The sequence below is a fragment of the Gordonia sp. 135 genome, assembly GCF_009720185.1.
GTDB classification, from domain to species: domain Bacteria; phylum Actinomycetota; class Actinomycetes; order Mycobacteriales; family Mycobacteriaceae; genus Gordonia; species Gordonia alkanivorans.
In genome coordinates this window covers 1,684,927-1,704,718 of sequence record NZ_CP046257.1, presented here as the reverse complement: position 1 = coordinate 1,704,718, position 19,792 = coordinate 1,684,927, and the positions used below count along the sequence as shown (strand labels likewise).

Sequence of the window (19,792 nt, the reverse complement as noted above, 5' to 3'; positions counted from 1 at the left end):
TTGGGGGGCGGTTCTCAGCGGCGCTTTCCGCGGGCGGTTCTCCGCGCTCAGGCGTCGAGCGGCTGCTGCGTCGCCACCGACGCCGCGATCGTCTCGATGTCGGCGTCGGGTCCGCGGGACAGCACGCCCACGCGCACGTTGCCGAAATCGGTGATCCAGAACTTCTTGCCCTCGGCGGTCTCGTAGGTCACCCATTGCCGGCCGCCCGCCTCGCGGGTGCCGGTTGCACCGACGTCGCCGTAGTCGGTCCCGCTGCCACCGAGGTACGGCACCAGCAGGTCCTCCGACGCGTCGGTCTGGCTCAGCTGCACGTAGGCCTTACTCGCGCTGAGCCAGCCGACCGTGCTGACCCGGTGTCCCTCGATCGCGTCCGACGAGCCGGAGTTCGGCTTCCATCCCTCCGGTGTCGGCGGGCGGCGGATCGGGAACGGCATCTGTCGGGCGTCGGCGTCCAATGCGGTGACCACGTCGAACGCGGGCACCTTGCTGTCCGCCGGGTCCTGGTTCAGTCCGACCGAGCAATTCCCCGACGCGATCGCCACCAACGCGATGAGCGCGAGCAGCGGCACCAACGACCAGAACATGTCCTTGCCGTTGATGAGAATGCGCGGTTTGTCTGCCATGAGGCCGAGTATCCCACCACCAGGGTCAGTCACCGAACGGCCGGTGTGACATGCAAGGATGATCCCTGAGATCACCGCCACACCCACGGATCCCAAGGGCTGCGCCCCACTGGGATCCGGGCCACACCTGAGGAGCCGAAGCCGATGACAGCCAGCAGCCACCAAGCACCCGATCGCAACCTCGCGATGGAACTGGTCCGCGTGACCGAGTCGGCTGCACTCGCTGCCGGCCGGTGGGTTGGTCGCGGCGACAAGAACGGCGGCGACGGCGCGGCGGTCGACGCGATGCGTCAGCTCCTTTCGACGGTGTCGATGCGCGGCGTCGTCGTGATCGGCGAGGGCGAGAAGGACGAGGCGCCGATGCTGTACAACGGCGAGGAGGTCGGCAACGGCGAGGGCCCCGACTGCGACGTCGCGGTCGACCCCATCGACGGCACCACCCTGATGGCCGAGGGCCGGCCCAACTCGATCTCGGTGATCGCGGTCAGCGAGCGCGGCACCATGTACGACCCTTCGGCCGTCTTCTACATGGACAAGATCGCCGTCGGTCCCGACGCCAAGGGCGCCATCAACATCAACGAGTCGGTCGAGTGGAACATCAACTCGGTCGCCAAGGCCAAGGGCATCGACGTGGCCGACCTGACCGTCATCGTCCTCGATCGCCCCCGTCACGCCGACCTCATCGGCGAGATCCGCCAGGCCGGCGCCAAGATCCGCCTCATCTCCGACGGCGACGTGGCCGGAGCGGTCGCGGCCGCCGACGACTACTCGACCGTCGACATGCTCATGGGCGTCGGCGGCACCCCCGAGGGCATCATCACCGCCGTGGCGATGAAGTGCATGGGCGGCGAGATCCAGGGCAAGCTGTGGCCGCGCAACGACGAGGAGCGCCAGAAGGCCATCGACGCCGGCCACGACCTCGACCGCGTCCTCACCAACGACATCCTGGTGAGCGGCGAGAACTCCTTCTTCTGCGCGACCGGCGTGACCAACGGCGACATGCTGCGCGGCGTCACCTACCGCCCCAACGGTGCGACGACCCGTTCGCTGGTCATGCGCTCCAAGTCGGGCACCGTCCGCCGCATCGAGGCCGTCCACAAGCCGGCGAAGCTGCGCGAGTACGCCCGCATCAATCTCTGACACCTTCGTCTCAGACCCAGCACCGGCCCCGCGTCGGGGAGCCGTGACCGTGATCCACCTCACGAGTCCGGTCACCTCTGACGTGGGGCCGTTCTGCTGGGGCGATACGATCCGGTGCGTGAGTAAACCAGCCTCAGCCCCCGAGTTTCTCTACTCTGATCTGCTCCCCGTCGGCGCCGACGAGACCCCTTACCGGCTCATCACCACCGAAGGCGTCTCGACGTTCGAAGCCGGCGGACAGACCTTCCTCAAGGTGGAGCCGGAGGCGATCCGCAAGCTCACCGCCGAGGCGATGCACGACATCAGCCACTACCTGCGTCCGGCTCATCTCGCGCAGCTCCGCAGGATCATCGACGACCCGGACGCGTCGGGCAACGACCGCTTCGTGGCGCTCGACCTGCTCAAGAACGTCAACATCTCCGCAGGCGGCGTGCTGCCGATGTGCCAGGACACCGGCACCGCGATCGTGATGGGCAAGAAGAGCGAGGGCGTGCTGACCGGCACCGACGACGCCGAGGCGATCTCGAAGGGTGTCTACGACGCCTATACCCAACTCAACCTGCGCTACTCGCAGCTCGCTCCGCTGACCACGTACGAGGAGAAGAACACGGGAACCAACCTCCCGGCCCAGGTGGAGATCTACGCCACCGAACAGGGACCCAAGGGCCCGGAGTACAAGTTCCTGTTCATGGCCAAGGGTGGCGGTTCGGCCAACAAGTCCTTCCTGTTCCAGGAGACCAAGGCCATCCTGAACCCGAAGTCGATCCTGAAGTTCCTCGACGAGAAGATCCGCTCGCTGGGCACCGCGGCCTGCCCGCCGTACCACCTCGCCGTCGTGATCGGTGGCACCTCAGCCGAATTCGCACTCAAGACCGCGAAATACGCCTCGGCGCACTACCTCGACAACCTGCCGACGCAGGGTTCGATGTCGGCGCACGGCTTCCGCGACCTCGAACTCGAGGACGAGGTCTTCACACTGACCCAGTCCTTCGGTATCGGCGCCCAGTTCGGCGGCAAGTACTTCTGCCACGACGTCCGCGTGGTCCGCCTGCCGCGCCACGGCGCGTCGTGCCCGGTGGCCATCGCGGTCTCGTGCTCGGCCGACCGTCAGGCTCTCGGCAAGATCACCGCCGACGGCGTGTTCCTCGAGCAGCTCGAGACCGACCCGGCCAAGTACATGCCGGCTGCCGGTGTGGCCGAGGACATCTCGGGCGGCGAGGTGGTCGAGGTCGACCTGAACCGCCCGATGTCGGAGATCCTGGCCCAGCTGTCGCAGTACCCGGTGAAGACGCGCCTGTCGCTGACCGGCCCGCTGGTGGTGGCCCGCGACATCGCCCACGCCAAGATCAAGGAACGCCTCGACGCCGGCGAGCCGATGCCCGATTACCTGCGCGACCATCCCGTCTACTACGCCGGTCCGGCCAAGACGCCCGAGGGCATGGCGTCGGGTTCGTTCGGCCCCACGACCGCCGGCCGCATGGACTCCTACGTCGAGCAGTTCCAGGCCGCGGGCGGCTCCATGGTCATGCTCGCCAAGGGCAACCGATCCAAGCAGGTCACCGAGGCGTGCAACTCGCACGGCGGCTTCTACCTGGGCTCGATCGGCGGCCCGGCGGCCCGTCTGGCGCTCGACTGCATCAAGAGCCAGGAGATTATCGAGTACCCCGAACTGGGTATGGAAGCGGTGTGGAAGATCGAGGTCGAGAATTTCCCGGCCTTCATCGTTGTTGACGACAAGGGCAACGACTTTTTCACCGACCCGAGCGGGTCCGTCAACGTCCCGCTGAGCGGCATAAGGATTCGATCGAAGGAGTAGAACACCTATGACCCAGGCACAGGGCAAGCAGGAATTCCGCACCGAGCACGACACGATGGGCGAGGTGCAGGTCCCCATCGATGCTCTGTGGCGCGCCCAGACCCAGCGCGCGGTGGAGAACTTCCCCATCAGCCACCGCCCGCTGGAACGGACGCAGATCCGCGCGATGGGCCTGTTGAAGGCGGCCTGTGCCACGGTCAACTCCGATCTCGGACTGCTCGACGCGGAGCGGGCCGACGCGATCATCGCGGCGGCCACCGAGATCGCCGACGGCAAACACGACGACCAGTTCCCGATCGACGTCTTCCAGACCGGATCGGGCACGAGTTCGAACATGAACACCAACGAGGTCATCGCGTCGATCGCGAAGGCCAACGGCGTCGACGTGCACCCCAACGATCACGTCAACATGTCGCAGTCGTCGAACGACACCTTCCCCACCGCCACCCATGTCGCGGCGACCGAGGCGGTCGTCACCGATCTCGTCCCGGCACTCGAGCATCTCCGGAAGTCCCTGGCGGACAAAGCGACCGAGTGGCGTGACGTCGTCAAGAGCGGCCGCACCCACCTGATGGACGCGGTGCCGGTGACCCTGGGTCAGGAATTCGCCGGATACGCACGGCAGGTCGAGGCGGGCATCGAGCGCGTCACCGCGACCCTCCCGCGTGTCGGCGAACTGCCCATCGGCGGCACCGCGGTCGGCACCGGGCTCAACGCCCCGGCCGGGTTCGGCACCAAGGTGGTCGCCGAACTCGTCCGCCGCACCGGCGTCGAGGAACTCTCCCTCGCCAAGGACAACTTCGAGGCGCAGGCCGCCCGCGACGGCCTCGTCGAACTGTCCGGGCAGCTGAAGACGATCGCGGTATCGCTCACCAAGATCGCCAACGACGTCCGGTGGATGGGCTCGGGACCGCTGACCGGCCTGGGCGAGATCCTGCTCCCCGACCTCCAGCCGGGCAGCTCGATCATGCCGGGCAAGGTCAATCCCGTTCTGCCCGAAGCGGTCACGCAGGTCGCCGCGCAGGTCGTCGGCAACGACGCGGCGGTCACCTGGGGCGGCGGCAACGGCGCCTTCGAGCTCAACGTCTACATCCCGATGATGGCCCGTAACGTGCTCGAGTCACTCAAGTTGCTGGCCAACGTGTCCCGGCTGTTCGCCGACCGCTGCATCTCCGGGTTGGAGGCCAACGTCGATCGCCTCCGCACCCTCGCCGAGAGCTCCCCGTCGATCGTCACACCGCTGAACAGCGCGATCGGCTACGAGGAGGCCGCCGCGGTCGCCAAGCAGGCGCTCAAGGAGGGCAAGACGATCCGGCAGACCGTCATCGATCGCGGCCTCGTGGGCGACAAGCTCAGCGAGGAGGAACTCGACGCACGTCTCGATGTGCTCAAGATGGCCAACCTCGACCGGGAACGCTGAGTACCGTCTGGTCATGACCTCACCGGAGCCCTTCCCCACGGACTGGCAGACAGCGCTCGTCCTCGTCGCCCATCCCGACGACCCGGAGTACGGCATGGCCGCCGCGGTCGCGCGCTGGACCGGCGAGGGCAAGCGTGTGGTCTACGCGCTCGCCTCCAGCGGCGAACGCGGGATCGAGGGCATGACACCGGCGGAATGCGGCCCACTCCGGGAAGCCGAACAGCGTGCGTCGGCGAAGATCGTCGGGGTCGACGAGGTGGAGTTCTGGGGTTTCCCCGACAGCGACATCCGCAACACCCCCGAACTGCGCGCGAAGATCACCGAGACCGTCGAACGCATTGCGCCGCAGGTCATCCTGTCGCTCTACGGCGGACCGGAGTGGGCGCCCGGCCAACCGAACCAGCGCGACCACATGGAGTTCGCCGCGGCGGTGCTCGACGCCTACGACGCCTTGACGGCCCATTCCGGCGAGGTTCCGGCGTGGCTGTTCGAGAACGGGCCGGCGGCAACCCATGCGGTCGACGTCGACGCGCAGTTCGAAGTGGCCGTCCGGTCCCTCGCCGCGCACGACCGCTACCTGTCGGTCCTCGACCCGGATACGCCCGTCCTCGATCAGGCCCGCGCCCAGATCGACCGGGCGACCGCGCCACGGGACGACGTACGGGTCGCCGGGTTCGAGCTCAAGCGAACCCGCTGACCGGCCCGGACACCAGCAGGGTCCCGAGGTTGGCCCTGTCGACTTGTGACCTTGGGCCCTCCCGGAAACGCCGTCGACACGAGAAGGTAGGGGGGTCAGTCTCTCGAACGCCCGGGAGAGTCCCCTCCGAGACAGTCGGGAGGTGACCGGTCATCACGCTCACCGGTGTGCTCGTCGTTTTCCTCGCAGCCTTCGCGGTCTGCGCGCTCGTCGGCCTGTCCATCTGGCTCATCGTGCTCTTCGGCCTCCTTTCAGGAGTGCAGGCCGTGGCATGGGTGACCGAACGGACCTCGGCCTGGCGACTGCCGGCCGAACCGGGCACCGGTCCGTGAACCGTCCTCACCCGGCAGCGCTGTCTCCCTAGAGCGGTACCGCCCACCGCACGGACAGGCCGCGGCCCGAATCGGGTGTGTTCAGGGCGAATGCCCCGCCCAACTGTTTCGCGCGGTGTCGGAGGTTCTTCAGCCCACTGGGCGTGACGTCCTCGGGCAGCCCGACTCCATCATCGGTGACCTCGACGGCCAGCTCGTCGCCGACCGAGATCGCCACCGTCACCGTCGTCGCGTGGGCATACCGGACCGCGTTGCTCAGGGCCTCACGCACCACCGCGACCACTTGGTCGGCGAGGCGCGGCTCGACGATCGACAGCGGGCCCGCCATCCGCACATGGGTCTGTATGGGCAGGTCGTCGATCTGCTGGTCGATCGTCTCCTGCACCCGCTGACGGAGCCGGGTGGTCTCGGTTTCCTCCGCCTGCAGGTCGAAGATCGTCGAACGCACGTCCTGCACGATGTCCTGCAGATTGTTGATGGACCGCGTCAGCCGCGCGCGGATCTCGGACGACTGGGTGCGTTGGAGCGTCGCCTGCAGGGTGAGCCCCTCGGCGAAGATCCGCTGGATCACGTGGTCGTGCAGGTCACGGGCGATCCGTTCACGATCCTCCAGGACCCGCATCTCGTGGGCCTGGTTCGTCGCGCTGGCCAGCTGCAGCGCCAGGGCCCCCTGGTCGGCGAAGTTCGCGCTCAGGCTCAGCAGGTCCTCCGCGAACCCGTCGCGCCCTTTGGACCGCACGGCGATCAGCACGCCGCGGGTCGATTCCGCCGTACGCAGCGGCGCCACCATCACCGGGCCGTGCTGCGTGGACGAATCCCCGGAGATGTCGTACTCGAGCTCCTCGCGAAGGACCGGCCGACGTCGAACGAAGGCGTCGCCCGAGGTCGACCCCTTGATCGGCACCGTTCGTCCGCGGAAGACCTCGGCGTCGACCCCTTCGGCGACCGTGACGACGAGTTCCTCTACCGATTCCGCCGGCATCTCGTGGTCGTGGGGTTCGGCAATGCAGACCAGATCGGCGTCGGCCAGCGTGAGGACCTTGCGGGCGATCGATTCGAGGACGTCCTGCTGATCGGCCCCGGTCAACAGCTCCGCGATCACGTCGCGATTCGCCTCGATCCAGGCGAGCTGGGTCTGCGCCTGTTCGTACAGCCGGGCGTTCTCGATCGCGATACCTGCCGCCGACGCCAGTGCCTGGATGACGAGTTCGTCGTCCTCGGTGAACAGGGCACCGTTCTTCTTCTCCGTGAGGTACAGGTTTCCGAAGATCTCGTCGCGCACCCGGATCGGGGCGCCCAGGAAGCTCGTCATCGGCGGGTGGTTCGGCGGGAATCCCACCGACGCGGGATGCTCGGACAGGTCGGTGAGCCGTAACACCCGGGGGTCGTCGATGAGCTGCCCCAGCACGCCGCGGCCTGTCGGCAGGTGCCCTATCTCGGCACGGACGTCCTCGCCGATGCCCTGCGCCAGAAAGGCCGACAGGTCGTGTCCGCTGCCGAGGACGCCGACCGCCCCGTACTCGGCGTCGACCAATCGTGTGCCCGCAGACACGATGGCCTCGAGCGTGGTTTCCAGATCGAGATCGGAACTGACCATCAGCATGGCCTCGAGCAGACCGTCGATGCGGTCACGAACATCGGCGATCTGCGTTATCCGGTCGCGGACCTCATCAAGGAGCTCACGTAATCGCATCTGCGACAACTCATTCTGCACCTCAAAAGACCCCACACCGCGTTCCCGGGATTCGCGGACCATATTTCGAATGATATACCCTCCGCTTCGTTGAGTATTGGGTTGACCAATTCTCGCCAGATAGTCTGAAAGCCCTCGAATCATCCTCCCCGCAAAGCAATTCGGATTTCCGTGACCTCGTTTTCCTCGTTGAATCGGACATTTCGGGTATAGGTGGAAATCCGCCAGTCCGGGCAATCCGGGTGAAACACGTCGGGGGTCGACCTACAATTCGTCTCACGGCACCTGCGCCGGAGGGAGGTGTGGCCGATGTTCTCGGTTTTCCTCGTCGATGACCACGAGATCGTCCGGCGGGGTCTCGTCGAACTCCTGGACCACGATGACAACGTCCGGGTCGTCGGCGAGGCCGCGACCTGCGCGCAGGCCCTCGCCCGCATACCGACCGTGCAACCGGACGTCGCGGTCCTCGACGTCCGCCTACCCGACGGCAACGGGATCGAACTGTGCCGCGACTTGCTCAGCCGAGTCGACGGGTTGCGCTGCCTGATCCTGACCTCGATGACCGACGACGAGGCCATGATGGACGCGATCCTCGCCGGCGCCAGCGGGTACGTCATCAAGGACATCACCGGCATGGAACTCGCCCGCGCCATCACCGATGTCGGCGCCGGACGGTCGTTGCTCGACAACCGCGCGGCCGCAGCCCTGATGGACCGGTTGCGCACCCAACGCGAGAAAGAGGAAAAGCCCGGCGACGGATTGAGCGAGCAGGAGAGCACCCTGCTCGCCCTCCTCGGCGAGGGCCTGACCAATCGGCAGATCGCCGCCCGGATGCATCTCGCGGAGAAGACCGTGAAGAACTACGTGTCCCGGCTGCTGGGCAAACTCGGCATGGAGCGCCGTACGCAGGCGGCGGTGTACGCCACCAAAGCGGCGCGACGGGGTCACGCGCACTGAGTCGAGGCTCGCGAGTGATTCGCGTACCATATCCCGCGGGTTAGAGCACGACACGTGTCATTGGTCCCCATCCAACGGGACTCTTTACCCGGTGACTCACCCCTCGCCGGGGCATCTACTGGATTACACGGGCGATGCCGGCACCCCGGCACCCGATGCGTGGACCTCCAGGGGGACTGCCGTGTGACCGCATCCAGATTCACCGACGGACCTGTCGTCGTCGGCGTCGACGGGTCTGCCACCGCCCGCGCCGCCGCCCGCTGGGCCGCGCGCGACGCCGCCCTCCATCGGTCGGAGATCGAGATGATCGCGTCGGCGAATCTCTCGGCGGACGATCCGTACGTCCTCGAACCGCTACGAGCCCGATGCGAACGCGCCCTGGCGGAGGCACGCCGCGTCGCCGAGGACTCGAGCGACTCAACCGACCCGCTGAAGATCACGACCCAGGTCGTCGACTCCCCGCCGGTCACCGCCCTGCTCGAGGCATCGGATCGAGCCCGACTGCTCGTAGTCGGCAACCGCGGGCACATGGCCGGTCACCGCGTGGCCCTCGGCACGATCACCACCGCACTCGCCGAGCACTGCAGATGTCCGCTGACGGTCGTCCGGGACTCCACGTCGAACTGGTCCCAGGCGAGCATCGCGGTCGGCACCGACGGCTCCCCGGGCGGTCGAGTCGCCGTCGACGCCGCGTTCGCCGCGGCCGACCTGCGCGGCGTCCCGGTCACCGTCGTCCACGCCTGGTGCGACACCGATGTCGCCGACATGTCCGTGCCGTGCACGATGTCCGAGTGGCCGAGCCGCCGCAGCCGCGCCGACGCCTGGCTCGACGCCGAACTCGACGAGGTGCGCCGCCGATATCCGCAGGTCACCGTCCGCTGTGCCGTGACCAGGGACCGCCCTGCCCGCGCCTTGCTCGACCACGCCCAGGCTGCGCAACTGCTCGTCGTGGGCGCGCGCGGTCGCGGCGGTTTCGCGGCCATGAGACTGGGCTCGACGAGCCTCTCGGTCCTGCGTTCGGCCCGAGGCCCGGTGATGGTGGTACCCCGCGACCGCTGACCTGCACTCGGTCCGCCGAACCATGTGCCATTCGGCCCTATGAGATCTACGTCACACCCGGTGACACTGAGGTGGTCGCTCGTCCGAGTCCGCCGACGAACCGACGGGACCGATTCGACACAGCGAGCACCAGAGGTCCACCGCCATGACAGTCATATCTCCGCTGTTCGCCGAAACCGAGGGTTCGGCCGACCGGAACTGCGACAGCTGCGGGCGCAGCTTCGTCCTACGACGACCACTCGCCGAGCCCGATCGGGATCAGTGGGCCAGGGTCAACGGCTGGCACATCGGGGTCGAGGAGACCTTCTGCCCCGCCTGCCGGCACGCTCGCTCCGAGATCAGCGACCCGTGAACTGCCCGAACAGGGCGGGAACCGCACCGACCAGCTGCGAGAGCAGTCCGGTCAGCATGTCGGCGGCCGGCACGTCGGGAGTCGACGGCGTGGCACCCGGAGTTGTCTGAGGGGTTGCTCCGGGCGCCTCGCCGGTCGGCGCACCCTGATTGACGCCGATCGTGATCTTCGGGCTCTTCGCGGGGTCGAGCCAGACGAGGATCTTCTTCATCAGCTCGCGCTCGATGGCGACGCAGCCCAGCGTCGGCTGGTCGTTGGTCACATGCAGGAACATCGCCGTCGCCTTGCCGGGCGTGCGCTGCGGATTGTGCGCGATGTTGACCGCGTAGTCGTAGACGGGACCCGAGTTGTACAGGTTCTCGCTGTCACCACCGGGACTCTGGGGCTGACGCACGTGGGTGTTGTAGGTCGGCGACTTGGGATCGGAATCCCACCAGTCCTGCGTATCGACCTTGAGGTAAGGCATCTTGGTGCCCGGATTCTCCTGGCGACCGAAGGCCTGGTCGAGCGGGAACGTTCCCTCCGGGGTGCGGGGCACGTTGTCCTGCGGCTCGCCCATCCCCAGGGAGCCGAGGAATGCCTTGGTCGGGCCGAGACCGGGGACCGGCTTCCAACTGCCGTCGTTCCCCTTCTCGAAGGCCGTGAGCGTGGCGGTGGTGTCCGACGCCTTGGGCGCGGTCACGACGATCATCTGACCGGTCGGGCCCCCGGCGCCCCCGACGCCGCCGGGCGCATCCGCGGAACCGTTGTCGCCCGACAGTTGGTTGAGCACCTCGTCGAGCAGTGGGATGCCGAGGCCCTCCCCCATTCCCGGCAGCGACGGGCTGCCCGGGGTGGTCGGTGGCGTGATCGGTGTCGTCGTCTCCGGATCGGCGAGGGCCTGACCCGCACCACCAGCGCACGCGGCCAGCACCGCAATCACCAATAGTCCCAGCAGTCTCATTCGCCTCATCAGTAACTTCAGCACCACAACAGTGTGACAGCGCGCAAGACCCCGTAAGTCACGTGATGGTCACGGTGCAGTGAGGATCGGATCAAGCGCTCCGACCCGCCCGACTGTCCGCGACCGCCGGATCACCCGTCGATTGTCGAAGGAAAATCGGAAATGATCCATTGTTCGACGCGCAGGACAACGGCCCGAAAATGCGTTGACGCGTTGCGGGCACGCAGAATTCACCGACCTTTTCTTTGCGGAAACGAAACATAATCGTTAGCGTCAGTAACGGCGTTGATCGAGCAGCGACCTCGCCGAACGGAAAGTCACCGACAAAGGAGAGAAATGGGTTCCCTCGAGAACATCGAAGTCCTCACCGCACTCGTCGACCTGCTCAACGCGCTCAGCGACCTCGGCGGCACCGCCGCCTGACCCGACCCCTGAGACCGGCCCACCACCGAGAAATCCGTTGCGAGAGCAGCAGACTCAGCAGTGGGCCACCGTGACGGAAGGCCGCGACGATTCACTCCCCTCAGCGAATCGTCGCGGCCTTCCTCCTCTGAACACTCGCTACGCTCCCGGCGCGGACACACCCCGCCCGCTCGCTACGCTCCCGGCGCGGACACACCCCGCCCGCTCGCTACGCTCCCGGCGCGGAAGGCCCGAACTCCTCCAACATCTCCGTCACCAACGCCGCGATCGGCGACCGCTCGCTGCGGGTGAGCGTGATGTGCGCGAAGAGCGGATGCCCCTTCAGCTTCTCGATGACCGCGGCGACGCCGTCGTGCCGGCCGACGCGGAGGTTGTCGCGCTGAGCGACATCGTGGGTCAGCACCACACGCGAACCCGAGCCCAGGCGCGACAGCACCGTCAGCAGGACGTTACGTTCCAGCGACTGCGCCTCGTCGACGATCACGAACGAGTCGTGCAACGACCGGCCGCGGATGTGCGTCAGCGGCAACACCTCCAGCATCCCGCGGCTCAACACCTCCTCGATGACCTCCGGTGAGGCGAGCCCCTCGAGGGTGTCGAACACCGCCTGCGCCCACGGGCCCATCTTCTCGGCCTCACCTCCGGGGAGGTAACCGAGCTGCTGGCCGCCGACCGCGTACAGCGGCCGGAAGACGACCACCTTGCGCTGGGTCCGTCGTTCGAGAACCGCCTCGAGGCCCGCACACAGCGCCAGCGCCGACTTGCCGGTGCCCGCCTTGCCGCCGAGCGAGACGATGCCGACGCTGTCGTCGAGCAGCAGGTCCAGGGCGACCCGCTGCTCCGCGGAACGGCCGTGCAGGCCAAAGGCCTCACGATCTCCCCGCACCAGTTGCACACGCTTCTCCGCGTTGACGCGTCCGAGGGCGCTCGACGACGGACTGAGCAGACGAATGCCGGTGTGACAGGGCAACTCCCTCGCCTCGTCCAGGTCGATGGCGCCGTCGGCGAACAGTGCGTCGATCGCCGAGGTCTCGACGTCGAGTTCGGTCATCCCCGACCAGCCGGAGACGACGACGTCCTGCGCGTGGTACTCGTCGGCGGCCAGACCGACCGCGCCGGCCTTCACACGCAGCGGGGTGTCCTTGGACACCAGGGTCACGTCCTTGCCCTCGGCACGAAGGTTGAGGGCACAGGCCAGAATCCGGGAATCGTTGCTGTCGGTGCGGAAACCGGCCGGCAGGACGGCCGGATCGGTGTGGTTGAGCTCCACCTGGAGGGTGCCGCCCTCCTCGCCGATCTCGATCGGTAGGTCGAGCCGACCGTGCGCGAGCCGCAGGTCGTCGAGCATGCGCAACGCCTCACGTGCGAACCAGCCGAGCTCGTGGTGGTGGCGTTTGCCCTCGAGTTCGCTGATGACCACCAGTGGCAACACCACTGAGTGCTCCGCGAAGCGCATGACCGCCCAGGGGTCGGACAGCAGCACGGAAGTATCGAGGACGTAGGTGCGTGTGGTCACGTGGAGCTCCTACGTTCGTGCGGCGCCCGCACAAACCTGTTCTCGCCGTTGACCGGCCGGGTCGAAGTCCGTTGCCCTCGGCGTCAGCCGAGGTGGACGAGGACCGGGGCCGGTCCCCTCGCGCTGCTGGTGCAATACACGAATCGAACCTCCCGGACGAACCGCTTCCCCGCGGTCCGTACCGTCAACGTACGCGCAGACCTCGCCGGCGGCGCGCCGGAGTCAGGTGTGTCGGCGTGAATTTCGCGTTAACCGCAGTATCGTCTGACCCAGGGACGCAAACGGCGCCACCAGGACATTTGTCGTCCTGATGGCGCCGTGCGCGCGTGTAGGGAAAGTGTCCCGGTGTCTAGCCGCGGGCGCGGGAGAGGATGCGCTGACGCGCCGCCTCGGCCTCGTCGCCCAGACCCTCGATGGAGTCGAGCTTGACCGCATCGGCGAGGGTCGCGGCGATCTCGCGCCACGTGTCCTCGTTCTCGTAGTCGGCCAGGAGCGCCCGCTCCGCATCGAAATCATCGATGTCGTGGCCGATCGCCTCGGCCCGACCCAGCGCCAGGGCCGAGTCGATCGCGATGACGGTGGCGTCCTGATCGGCGATGATGCCGGCGTTGAGGAACGCACCGAAGGTGTTGGCCTGCTGCTGGTCGTCGGCGGCGATCTTGGTGAGGATCTGCTCCAGGACGTCGTCGGCGGCGATCGCGCTGAGTCGCTTGATGAAGCTGACGCACTGGTTCTCGTGCACCGCCATCAGTGCGAGCACATCGAGCGGTCCGAGCGGGTCGACCTGCTCGGGGGTCTGCCGGTAACCCTTGGTGACGTGGACGAGTCGCCGGTTCTCGGCATCCACCGGATCGATCGCGCGGCGCACGACGAGGTAGTCGCGCAGGACGATCGAGTGCCGGTTGTCCTCCGCGGTCCAGACACCGATCAGCTGACGCCACTCGGAGAAGGCCGGGAAGTGCTTCGCCAGCACGCGGTGGTACGACGGCAGGTTGTCCTTGGTGAGGAGCAGAGCCAGCAGCCCGGCACGCGCCTCGTCCGACAGTGTCGCCTGCGACGGGTCGTAGTCGTCGCCGCCGAGGAAGGCGAAGTTGCGTCCCTCGTCCCACGGCACCCAGTCGTGCGGGTTCCACGGAGTGGCGGCCGACTGGTGGTCTTCCGCGATCTCGGGAAGAGCCTTCTCGAGCGCGATGATCAGGTCGTCTTCAGTGAGTGCGTTCATCGCTGCAAGGATACGGACGCCGCTCGGCGCGGGGCAATTCAGGTCACATCCGAGCGGTCGGCCACGGCTCAGATGCGGCTCATCAGTCCCCACTCCTCGAGTCCCTCGTACAGCGGGAAGTCGAGGGCGAGCTTGGAGACCCGGCCACGCAGGGCCGAGACGTCCGCCGACGAACCTGCGGCGAGCGCCGTCGCGATGATGTCGGCGACCTCGGTGAACTCCTCGTCGCCGAAGCCACGGGTGGCCAGCGCGGGGGTGCCGATGCGCAGACCCGAGGTGACCATCGGCGGACGCGGGTCGAACGGCACCGCGTTCCGGTTGACCGTGATCCCGACCTGGTGGAGCAGATCCTCGGCCTGCTGGCCGTCGAGGTCGCTGTTGCGCAGGTCGACGAGCACGAGGTGGACGTCGGTGCCGCCGGTCAGGACCGAGACGCCGGCTTTGGCGACGTCCTCACCGTTGAGGCGTTCGGCGAGGATGCTCGCGCCCGACAGGGTGCGGCGCTGCCGCTCGGCGAACTCCTCGGTACCGGCGATCTTGAGCGCGACGGCCTTGCCGGCGATCGCGTGCATGAGCGGTCCGCCCTGCTGGCCGGGGAACACGGCCGAGTTGAGCTTCTTGGCCCACTCCTGCTTGGCGAGGATGATGCCGGAGCGGGGTCCGCCGAGGGTCTTGTGCACGGTCGAGCTGACGACGTCGGCATGCGGCACCGGCGACGGGTGCAGGCCCGCGGCGACGAGCCCGGCGAAGTGCGCCATGTCGACCCACAGGTGTGCGCCCACCTCGTCGGCGATCGAGCGGAACGCCTCGAAGTCGAGGGTCCGCGGGTAGGCCGACCAGCCGGCGACGATGACCTTCGGCTTCACGTCGAGGGCGATCTTGCGCACCTCGTCCATGTCGATCCGGAAGTCTTCCTTGCTCACGCCGTAGAAGGCGTTCTCGTAGAGCTTGCCGGAGAAGTTCAGGCGCATGCCGTGCGTGAGGTGACCGCCGTGGGCGAGATCGAGACCGAGCATGGTCTCCCCCGGCTCCATCAGCGCCTGCAACACGGCCGCGTTGGCCTGCGCGCCCGAATGCGGCTGGACGTTGGCGAAGTCGGCGCCGAACAGTTCCTTGGCGCGATTGCGGGCAATGTCCTCGACCACGTCGACGTACTCGCAGCCGCCGTAGTAACGACGTCCCGGGTAACCCTCGGCGTACTTGTTGGTGAGCACGCTGCCTTGCGCCTGCAGCACCGCGCGCGGCACGAAGTTCTCCGAGGCGATCATCTCGAGAGTGTCCCGCTGACGGCTGAGTTCGCCGTTCATGGCGGCGGCGACGTCGGGGTCGAGCTCCGCCAGGGACATCGAGTTCACGGATGACGAGTTCGCGGTCATGGCGACAAGTCTAGGGACCTGCGCCGCGATCCCCTAACCCGCTACCAGCTCACGGCGCAGGCTCGCCGGGATGAGCGGTTCGTCGAGCAGCCGTCCGAAGGCCGCGGCACGGTCGTCCGCGGCGTCGAGCCAACTCTCGAGCAGTCGGTAACCCTCGACGTAGGTGCTGATGTACGCCCGCCACAGCGGCGAGGTGAGGAAGCGCAGCATCTGCCGGGCACGCTCGGGCGGTGCGAGCAACCACGTCTGGAGGAAGTCGGCGACGGTGTCGGCGTCGGCGTGCTGGTCGTGCAGCATCAGGGCCGCGTCCTGACGGACGGTGAGGAGCCCGGAGGTCGCCCGTCCCACCCGCGTCGCCCGGTCGGCGTCGAAGCGCAGGCCGAGGTCGGCGTAGATCTCCTGCGCCCAGCCGCCCCACTCCTTGCCCATGATGGCGGTCAGGGCATGGTCCGCGAGCCCTTCGGCCATCAGGCATTGCGGGGTGTTGACGAGGAAGATCGACTGCTCGTGCTGCCCGGCGCCCACGAGCAGTTGTTCCTTGCGGCAGTGCTCGGTGTGGTGGCCGGGGTAGGCCTCGTGGGCGATCAGGTGTGGGAGCGACGACATGTACTGCGTCAGATCGGCGTTGATCGCGACCCGCGACCAGTAGTCGCCGAGGTAGTAGTTGAACCCCGACCACGGCTTGTCGGTGACGACCTCGAAGTCGACGATCTCGTTGTCCGGCAACGGATACTGCGCGCGGACACGTTCGCGAAGGGCACCACTGAACGCCCGGACGCATTCGTCGACCTTGTCGGCGGGGATCTCGTCGGCCCGACGATGAGCGGCGTAGGCGTCGCGGAGATCCTCGCCGCTGGCATCGGCGATACCGAGTGCGTCGGCGAGTTCGGTGTGGGCCTGCCGGTAGCGGTCGGGGTCGGCGAGGGCGATGTCGACGTCGAAGTAGGCGTTGACCTCGTCGACGAAGGAGATGTCGTCGCCGGCGAACTTGCGGGCCGAGCACTCGAGCGCCCGCAGGTGGGACCCGATGAACTCCGCCCGGTCCGCGGGGAGATCACCGGGGAGGTCGGCGCGCAGGGCCCGCGCCTGTGCGGCCAGGTGCGCCGGGTCGGGTGCGGGTCCGTTGGCGATCTCGGCGCGCAGTGCCGGGTCGCCGGTGAACGCGTCGACGAAACCTTCTTCGAGCCGATCGAACGCCAACCCCAGCCGCAGGTAGTCGGTGACGAGGTCGGGGGTCGCGTGATCGGCCGGCATACCGGGCACGTTACCGCGAGCGGACGCACCGCGCGGACCCACCGCGTCGCGGCGAGAGGTGGGCCCTAAGCTGTTACGCATGACGACCCGGGCAGCCGCGCTCACCATGACCCCGGAGCTGCGCTGATGGCTCGCAATGCCAGTGATCGGGACCCCAGTCTGTACCTGGAACTCGACCGCCGGCAGTGGCGCGAACTGCGTGAGTCGATGCCCCTCGTGCTGAACGAGGACGAGCTCGCCGAACTCGTGGGTCTCGGTGAGCAGATCGACCTCGAGGAGGTCGCCGACGTCTACCTGCCCCTCTCGCGTCTGATCCATCTGCAAGTCGCTGCGCGCCAACGACTCTTTGCGGCCACCTCGACCTTCCTCGGCGAGCGTCAGGTCAACCGGCAGGTCCCGTTCGTCATCGGTATCGCCGGCAGTGTCGCAGTCGGCAAGTCGACGACGGCTCGCGTGCTCGCGGCGTTGCTCGCCCGGTGGGAGTCGCATCCGAAGGTCGACCTGATCACCACCGACGGCTTCCTGTTGCCGACGGCGGAGATGCAGCGTCGAGGGATCTTGCATCGCAAGGGTTTTCCCGAGTCGTATGACCGGCGTGCGCTGCTCCGGTTCGTGACCGAGGTGAAGTCGGGTGCGCGCGAGGTGGCCGCGCCGGTCTACTCGCACCTCGCCTACGACATCGTGCCGAGCGTCTATCACTATGTGCGGCAACCCGACATCCTCATCCTCGAGGGATTGAACGTCCTGCAGACCGGCCCGACGCTGATGGTGTCGGATCTCTTCGACTTCTCGATCTACGTCGACGCCAAGATCGAGGACATCGAGGAGTGGTACATCTCCCGGTTCCTGCAGATGCGGACCACGTCGTTCGCCAACCCGGACTCCCACTTCCACGCCTACGCCTCGCTCACCGACGAGCAGGCCACGGCCGCGGCGCGGGACCTGTGGACCTCGATCAACCGGCCGAACCTCATCGAGAACATCCTGCCCACCCGCCCGCGGGCCTCGCTGGTGCTCCGCAAGGACGTCGACCACGCCATCAACCGGGTACGCCTGCGCAAACTGTGAGCATCAGGCCGACGTGACCATCATGTCGGTGTGAGCATCAGGTCCACCAGTTCCGCGCTGTGGCGTCCGGCGGACGCGCGGTCCTCCTCGGAGTAGGACAGGTGCAGCGCCCCGATGCCCATCGCGAAGATCCAGTTGGACCGGACCGACGCGGTCTTCGGATCCATTCCATGGTCGAGGAGACACCGGCGCACCGCTTCTCGCGCACGACGATCGGACGTCCGGATACTCGCCTCGGCATTCGGATCCGAGCGTGCCCATTCCCGCATCGCCCGTTCGATCATCCAGTGCCTCGGGCTCGTCAGTTGGGCGATCAAGCCCAGCAGGCGGTCGCGCGGCGGTAGGTCGGCCAGGGCCGCGAAGTTCTGGTGTTCCTCGTCGTTCCACTCGCCCCACCGTGCGACCAGCGCCGAACGATAGGCCGCGATGTCCTTGAAGTGCCAGTAGAAACTGCCCTTGGTGACTCCCATGCGTTTGCAGACGGTGTCGATCTTGATCTGCTTGAATCCGTCCTCGGCCAGGATCGCGTACCCGAGCTCGATCCAGTCGTCGGCCGACAGGTGGCCGCCGCCACCCTCCTGCGCTCGCCCCATTCCCTCACCCTAACCGCGGTTCTGGCCCGAACCAGACACCCCATACTTTTTTGTATGTTACGTTCCGATCCGTGGACACCCCGACATCCGGCACGGTGCTGATCACCGACGAATTCATCGCCTCCCTGGCCGAGCGCGCGGGCCGGGCGGAGGAACTTCGGCAACTGCCCGCCGAGACCATCCGCGACGCGACCGACTCCGGCCTCTTGGATCTGTTGATCCCCAGTAGGTTCGGCGGACTCGAGGCACCCTTCCCCGAGATCCTCGACCATGTCCGGCGGCTGGCCCACGGCTGCACGTCGAGCGCCTGGACGCTGGGCTTCTATACGTTGCACGGCTGGATCACCGCACTGTTCAGCGAGGCGGCGCAGGAGGAGGCGTTCGCCGACCGCCCGTACCTCGCACCGGCACCTCTGGCACCGACCGGCACCGCGGAGCCGCGGGATGGCGGTTTCTCCGTGTCCGGGCGCTGGTCCTGGGCGACCGGCATCATGGAGGCCAACTGGGTGATGGTGGGTGCCATCGTCACCGGCGACCGACCCGACGCCGTCCTCGCGCTCCTGCCGATCGACGACGCGCGGGTGGAGGACGTCTGGCACACCGACGGCATGCGGGCGACCGGGTCCAACGACGTGGTCGTCGAGAACGCCTTCGTACCGGCGCACCGCACCGTCCGAGTTCGAGATCTCTACGCGGGCAGGACACCTGGCGCGACCCTGCACGACAACTACTCGTATCGCTGGCCGATGGTCCCCGCTCTCGCCCTGCTTGCCGCGATGCCCGCCCTGGGCACGGCCGAGCGGGTCGCCGACCTGTACGCCGCACGACTCTCCGAACGGGTCCTCGCCTACCAGATGGTCAAGCAGAAGGACAAGCCAGCAGCGCGGATTCGCCTGGGCGACGCGCGAATCCGGCTACAGGCTCTTCGGGGCCTGCTTGCGCAGACCACGGCGACCATCGACGAAATCCTCGCTGCCGGAGGGACGGTCGACATCCGCACGCGTGCGCAGGCGCGTCTCGCCGCGGCCCGGATCGTGAACGAATCGAGAGCGGTGATCGGCACCCTGCTCGAGGCATCGGGCGCAAGCGTGCATTTCCTCGACCACCCGATGCAGCGTGCGCGCCGAGACGTCGACGTCCTGTCCGGCCACGTCGTCTTCGATTACGACGAGATCCGGGAGATCGCCGCTTCTCTCGAGATCGGCATGGAGATCTCGCCGTTCGCAATGGTGTAACGCGGCTGATGCGCGTAGCGCAGGATGATGAGCCCACTGCCGGATGAGGTGAGAGGAGCGCCGCGGACACCCG

Annotated in this window: 18 protein-coding genes; 10 read left to right on the top strand and 8 right to left on the bottom strand. The window is 67.4% G+C overall.

All coding sequences use genetic code 11. The features are described 5' to 3' along the window. Window positions 1-47 precede the first annotated feature (47 nt). Window positions 48-623, bottom strand: a complete 576-nt coding sequence (locus tag GKZ92_RS07830; RefSeq protein ID WP_006357731.1) for a DUF4245 domain-containing protein — start codon at window positions 621-623, stop codon at window positions 48-50. Between the two features lie 144 nt (window positions 624-767). Here GKZ92_RS07830 and glpX point away from each other — a divergent pair, with 144 nt between their 5' ends. The 5 genes from glpX to GKZ92_RS07805 all read left to right on the top strand — a co-directional run bounded on the left by glpX (window position 768) and on the right by GKZ92_RS07805 (window position 6,028). Further along, window positions 768-1,763 carry a class II fructose-bisphosphatase gene (gene glpX, locus GKZ92_RS07825; protein ID WP_006357730.1) on the top strand — a complete coding sequence of 332 codons (996 nt, stop codon included), beginning with the start codon at window positions 768-770 and terminating at the stop codon, window positions 1,761-1,763. Between the two features lie 118 nt (window positions 1,764-1,881). Then, window positions 1,882-3,579, top strand: coding sequence for a fumarate hydratase (locus GKZ92_RS07820; protein ID WP_006357729.1), 1,698 nt, complete (start codon window positions 1,882-1,884; stop codon window positions 3,577-3,579). 7 nt (window positions 3,580-3,586) lie between these two features. After that, window positions 3,587-4,999, top strand: coding sequence for a class II fumarate hydratase (locus tag GKZ92_RS07815; RefSeq protein ID WP_006357728.1), 1,413 nt, complete (start codon window positions 3,587-3,589; stop codon window positions 4,997-4,999). 13 nt (window positions 5,000-5,012) lie between these two features. Further along, window positions 5,013-5,696, top strand: coding sequence for a PIG-L deacetylase family protein (locus GKZ92_RS07810; RefSeq protein WP_006357727.1), 684 nt, complete (start codon window positions 5,013-5,015; stop codon window positions 5,694-5,696). 167 nt (window positions 5,697-5,863) lie between these two features. Continuing rightward, complete coding sequence (locus GKZ92_RS07805; RefSeq protein ID WP_006357726.1) at window positions 5,864-6,028, top strand: hypothetical protein; 165 nt, start codon at window positions 5,864-5,866, stop codon at window positions 6,026-6,028. 28 nt (window positions 6,029-6,056) lie between these two features. Here the strand turns inward: GKZ92_RS07805 and GKZ92_RS07800 are convergent, their stop codons facing one another. Further along, complete coding sequence (locus GKZ92_RS07800; protein ID WP_006357725.1) at window positions 6,057-7,784, bottom strand: GAF domain-containing sensor histidine kinase; 1,728 nt, start codon at window positions 7,782-7,784, stop codon at window positions 6,057-6,059. A gap of 246 nt (window positions 7,785-8,030) precedes the next feature. Here GKZ92_RS07800 and GKZ92_RS07795 point away from each other — a divergent pair, with 246 nt between their 5' ends. The 3 genes from GKZ92_RS07795 (at window position 8,031) to GKZ92_RS07785 (ending at window position 10,089) form a co-directional block, all read left to right on the top strand. Further along, on the top strand, window positions 8,031-8,678 hold the full coding sequence (locus GKZ92_RS07795; protein ID WP_006357724.1) for a response regulator: 648 nt from the start codon (window positions 8,031-8,033) through the stop codon (window positions 8,676-8,678). A gap of 183 nt (window positions 8,679-8,861) precedes the next feature. Then, on the top strand, window positions 8,862-9,737 hold the full coding sequence (locus GKZ92_RS07790; protein ID WP_035750519.1) for a universal stress protein: 876 nt from the start codon (window positions 8,862-8,864) through the stop codon (window positions 9,735-9,737). A 145-nt stretch (window positions 9,738-9,882) separates the two neighbouring features. Further along, entirely contained in the window at window positions 9,883-10,089 is a 207-nt protein-coding gene (locus GKZ92_RS07785; protein ID WP_035750516.1) for a hypothetical protein, read from the top strand. Here GKZ92_RS07785 and GKZ92_RS07780 read toward each other — a convergent pair. From GKZ92_RS07780 to GKZ92_RS07760, 5 genes are all read right to left on the bottom strand, one after another. Then, window positions 10,076-11,032, bottom strand: coding sequence for a L,D-transpeptidase family protein (locus GKZ92_RS07780; protein ID WP_035750513.1), 957 nt, complete (start codon window positions 11,030-11,032; stop codon window positions 10,076-10,078). The two genes, GKZ92_RS07785 and GKZ92_RS07780, sit on opposite strands and share 14 nt — an antisense overlap. 631 nt (window positions 11,033-11,663) lie before the next feature. Further along, the gene (locus tag GKZ92_RS07775) at window positions 11,664-12,971 is read right to left on the bottom strand and encodes a PhoH family protein (RefSeq protein WP_006357721.1); all 1,308 of its coding nucleotides are present in this window, start codon (window positions 12,969-12,971) and stop codon (window positions 11,664-11,666) included. 349 nt (window positions 12,972-13,320) lie between these two features. Continuing rightward, a complete protein-coding gene (locus tag GKZ92_RS07770) occupies window positions 13,321-14,193 on the bottom strand; it encodes an acyl-ACP desaturase (protein WP_006357720.1) in 873 nt (290 codons plus the stop codon). Window positions 14,194-14,261: 68 nt separating this feature from the next. Next, on the bottom strand, window positions 14,262-15,569 hold the full coding sequence (gene glyA, locus GKZ92_RS07765) for a serine hydroxymethyltransferase (RefSeq protein WP_035750511.1): 1,308 nt from the start codon (window positions 15,567-15,569) through the stop codon (window positions 14,262-14,264). A 33-nt stretch (window positions 15,570-15,602) separates the two neighbouring features. After that, window positions 15,603-16,823 carry a hypothetical protein gene (locus GKZ92_RS07760; protein WP_006357719.1) on the bottom strand — a complete coding sequence of 407 codons (1,221 nt, stop codon included), beginning with the start codon at window positions 16,821-16,823 and terminating at the stop codon, window positions 15,603-15,605. A 126-nt stretch (window positions 16,824-16,949) separates the two neighbouring features. Here GKZ92_RS07760 and coaA point away from each other — a divergent pair, with 126 nt between their 5' ends. Then, window positions 16,950-17,891, top strand: a complete 942-nt coding sequence (gene coaA, locus GKZ92_RS07755; protein WP_006357718.1) for a type I pantothenate kinase — start codon at window positions 16,950-16,952, stop codon at window positions 17,889-17,891. 20 nt (window positions 17,892-17,911) lie between these two features. Here the strand turns inward: coaA and GKZ92_RS07750 are convergent, their stop codons facing one another. Next, the gene (locus GKZ92_RS07750; protein WP_006357717.1) at window positions 17,912-18,484 is read right to left on the bottom strand and encodes a TetR/AcrR family transcriptional regulator; all 573 of its coding nucleotides are present in this window, start codon (window positions 18,482-18,484) and stop codon (window positions 17,912-17,914) included. Window positions 18,485-18,555: 71 nt separating this feature from the next. Between GKZ92_RS07750 and GKZ92_RS07745 the strand changes: the two genes are divergently transcribed. Further along, on the top strand, window positions 18,556-19,719 hold the full coding sequence (locus GKZ92_RS07745; protein WP_006357716.1) for an acyl-CoA dehydrogenase family protein: 1,164 nt from the start codon (window positions 18,556-18,558) through the stop codon (window positions 19,717-19,719). The last annotated feature ends 73 nt before the right edge of the window (window positions 19,720-19,792 follow it).

Excerpts from the sequence above, each read along its gene's own strand:
- GKZ92_RS07780 (WP_035750513.1), bottom strand. The coding sequence starts at position 11,032 with ATGAGACTGCTGGGACTATTGGTGATTGCGGTGCTGGCCGCGTGCGCT.
- GKZ92_RS07770 (WP_006357720.1), bottom strand. The coding sequence starts at position 14,193 with ATGAACGCACTCACTGAAGACGACCTGATCATCGCGCTCGAGAAGGCT.
- glpX (WP_006357730.1), top strand. The coding sequence starts at position 768 with ATGACAGCCAGCAGCCACCAAGCACCCGATCGCAACCTCGCGATGGAA.
- GKZ92_RS07830 (WP_006357731.1), bottom strand. The coding sequence starts at position 623 with ATGGCAGACAAACCGCGCATTCTCATCAACGGCAAGGACATGTTCTGG.
- GKZ92_RS07800 (WP_006357725.1), bottom strand. The coding sequence starts at position 7,784 with ATGGTCCGCGAATCCCGGGAACGCGGTGTGGGGTCTTTTGAGGTGCAG.
- GKZ92_RS07760 (WP_006357719.1), bottom strand. The coding sequence starts at position 16,823 with ATGCCGGCCGATCACGCGACCCCCGACCTCGTCACCGACTACCTGCGG.
- glyA (WP_035750511.1), bottom strand. The coding sequence starts at position 15,569 with ATGACCGCGAACTCGTCATCCGTGAACTCGATGTCCCTGGCGGAGCTC.
- GKZ92_RS07750 (WP_006357717.1), bottom strand. The coding sequence starts at position 18,484 with ATGGGGCGAGCGCAGGAGGGTGGCGGCGGCCACCTGTCGGCCGACGAC.
- GKZ92_RS07815 (WP_006357728.1), top strand. The coding sequence starts at position 3,587 with ATGACCCAGGCACAGGGCAAGCAGGAATTCCGCACCGAGCACGACACG.
- coaA (WP_006357718.1), top strand. The coding sequence starts at position 16,950 with ATGGCTCGCAATGCCAGTGATCGGGACCCCAGTCTGTACCTGGAACTC.
- GKZ92_RS07785 (WP_035750516.1), top strand. The coding sequence starts at position 9,883 with ATGACAGTCATATCTCCGCTGTTCGCCGAAACCGAGGGTTCGGCCGAC.
- GKZ92_RS07795 (WP_006357724.1), top strand. The coding sequence starts at position 8,031 with ATGTTCTCGGTTTTCCTCGTCGATGACCACGAGATCGTCCGGCGGGGT.
- GKZ92_RS07810 (WP_006357727.1), top strand. The coding sequence starts at position 5,013 with ATGACCTCACCGGAGCCCTTCCCCACGGACTGGCAGACAGCGCTCGTC.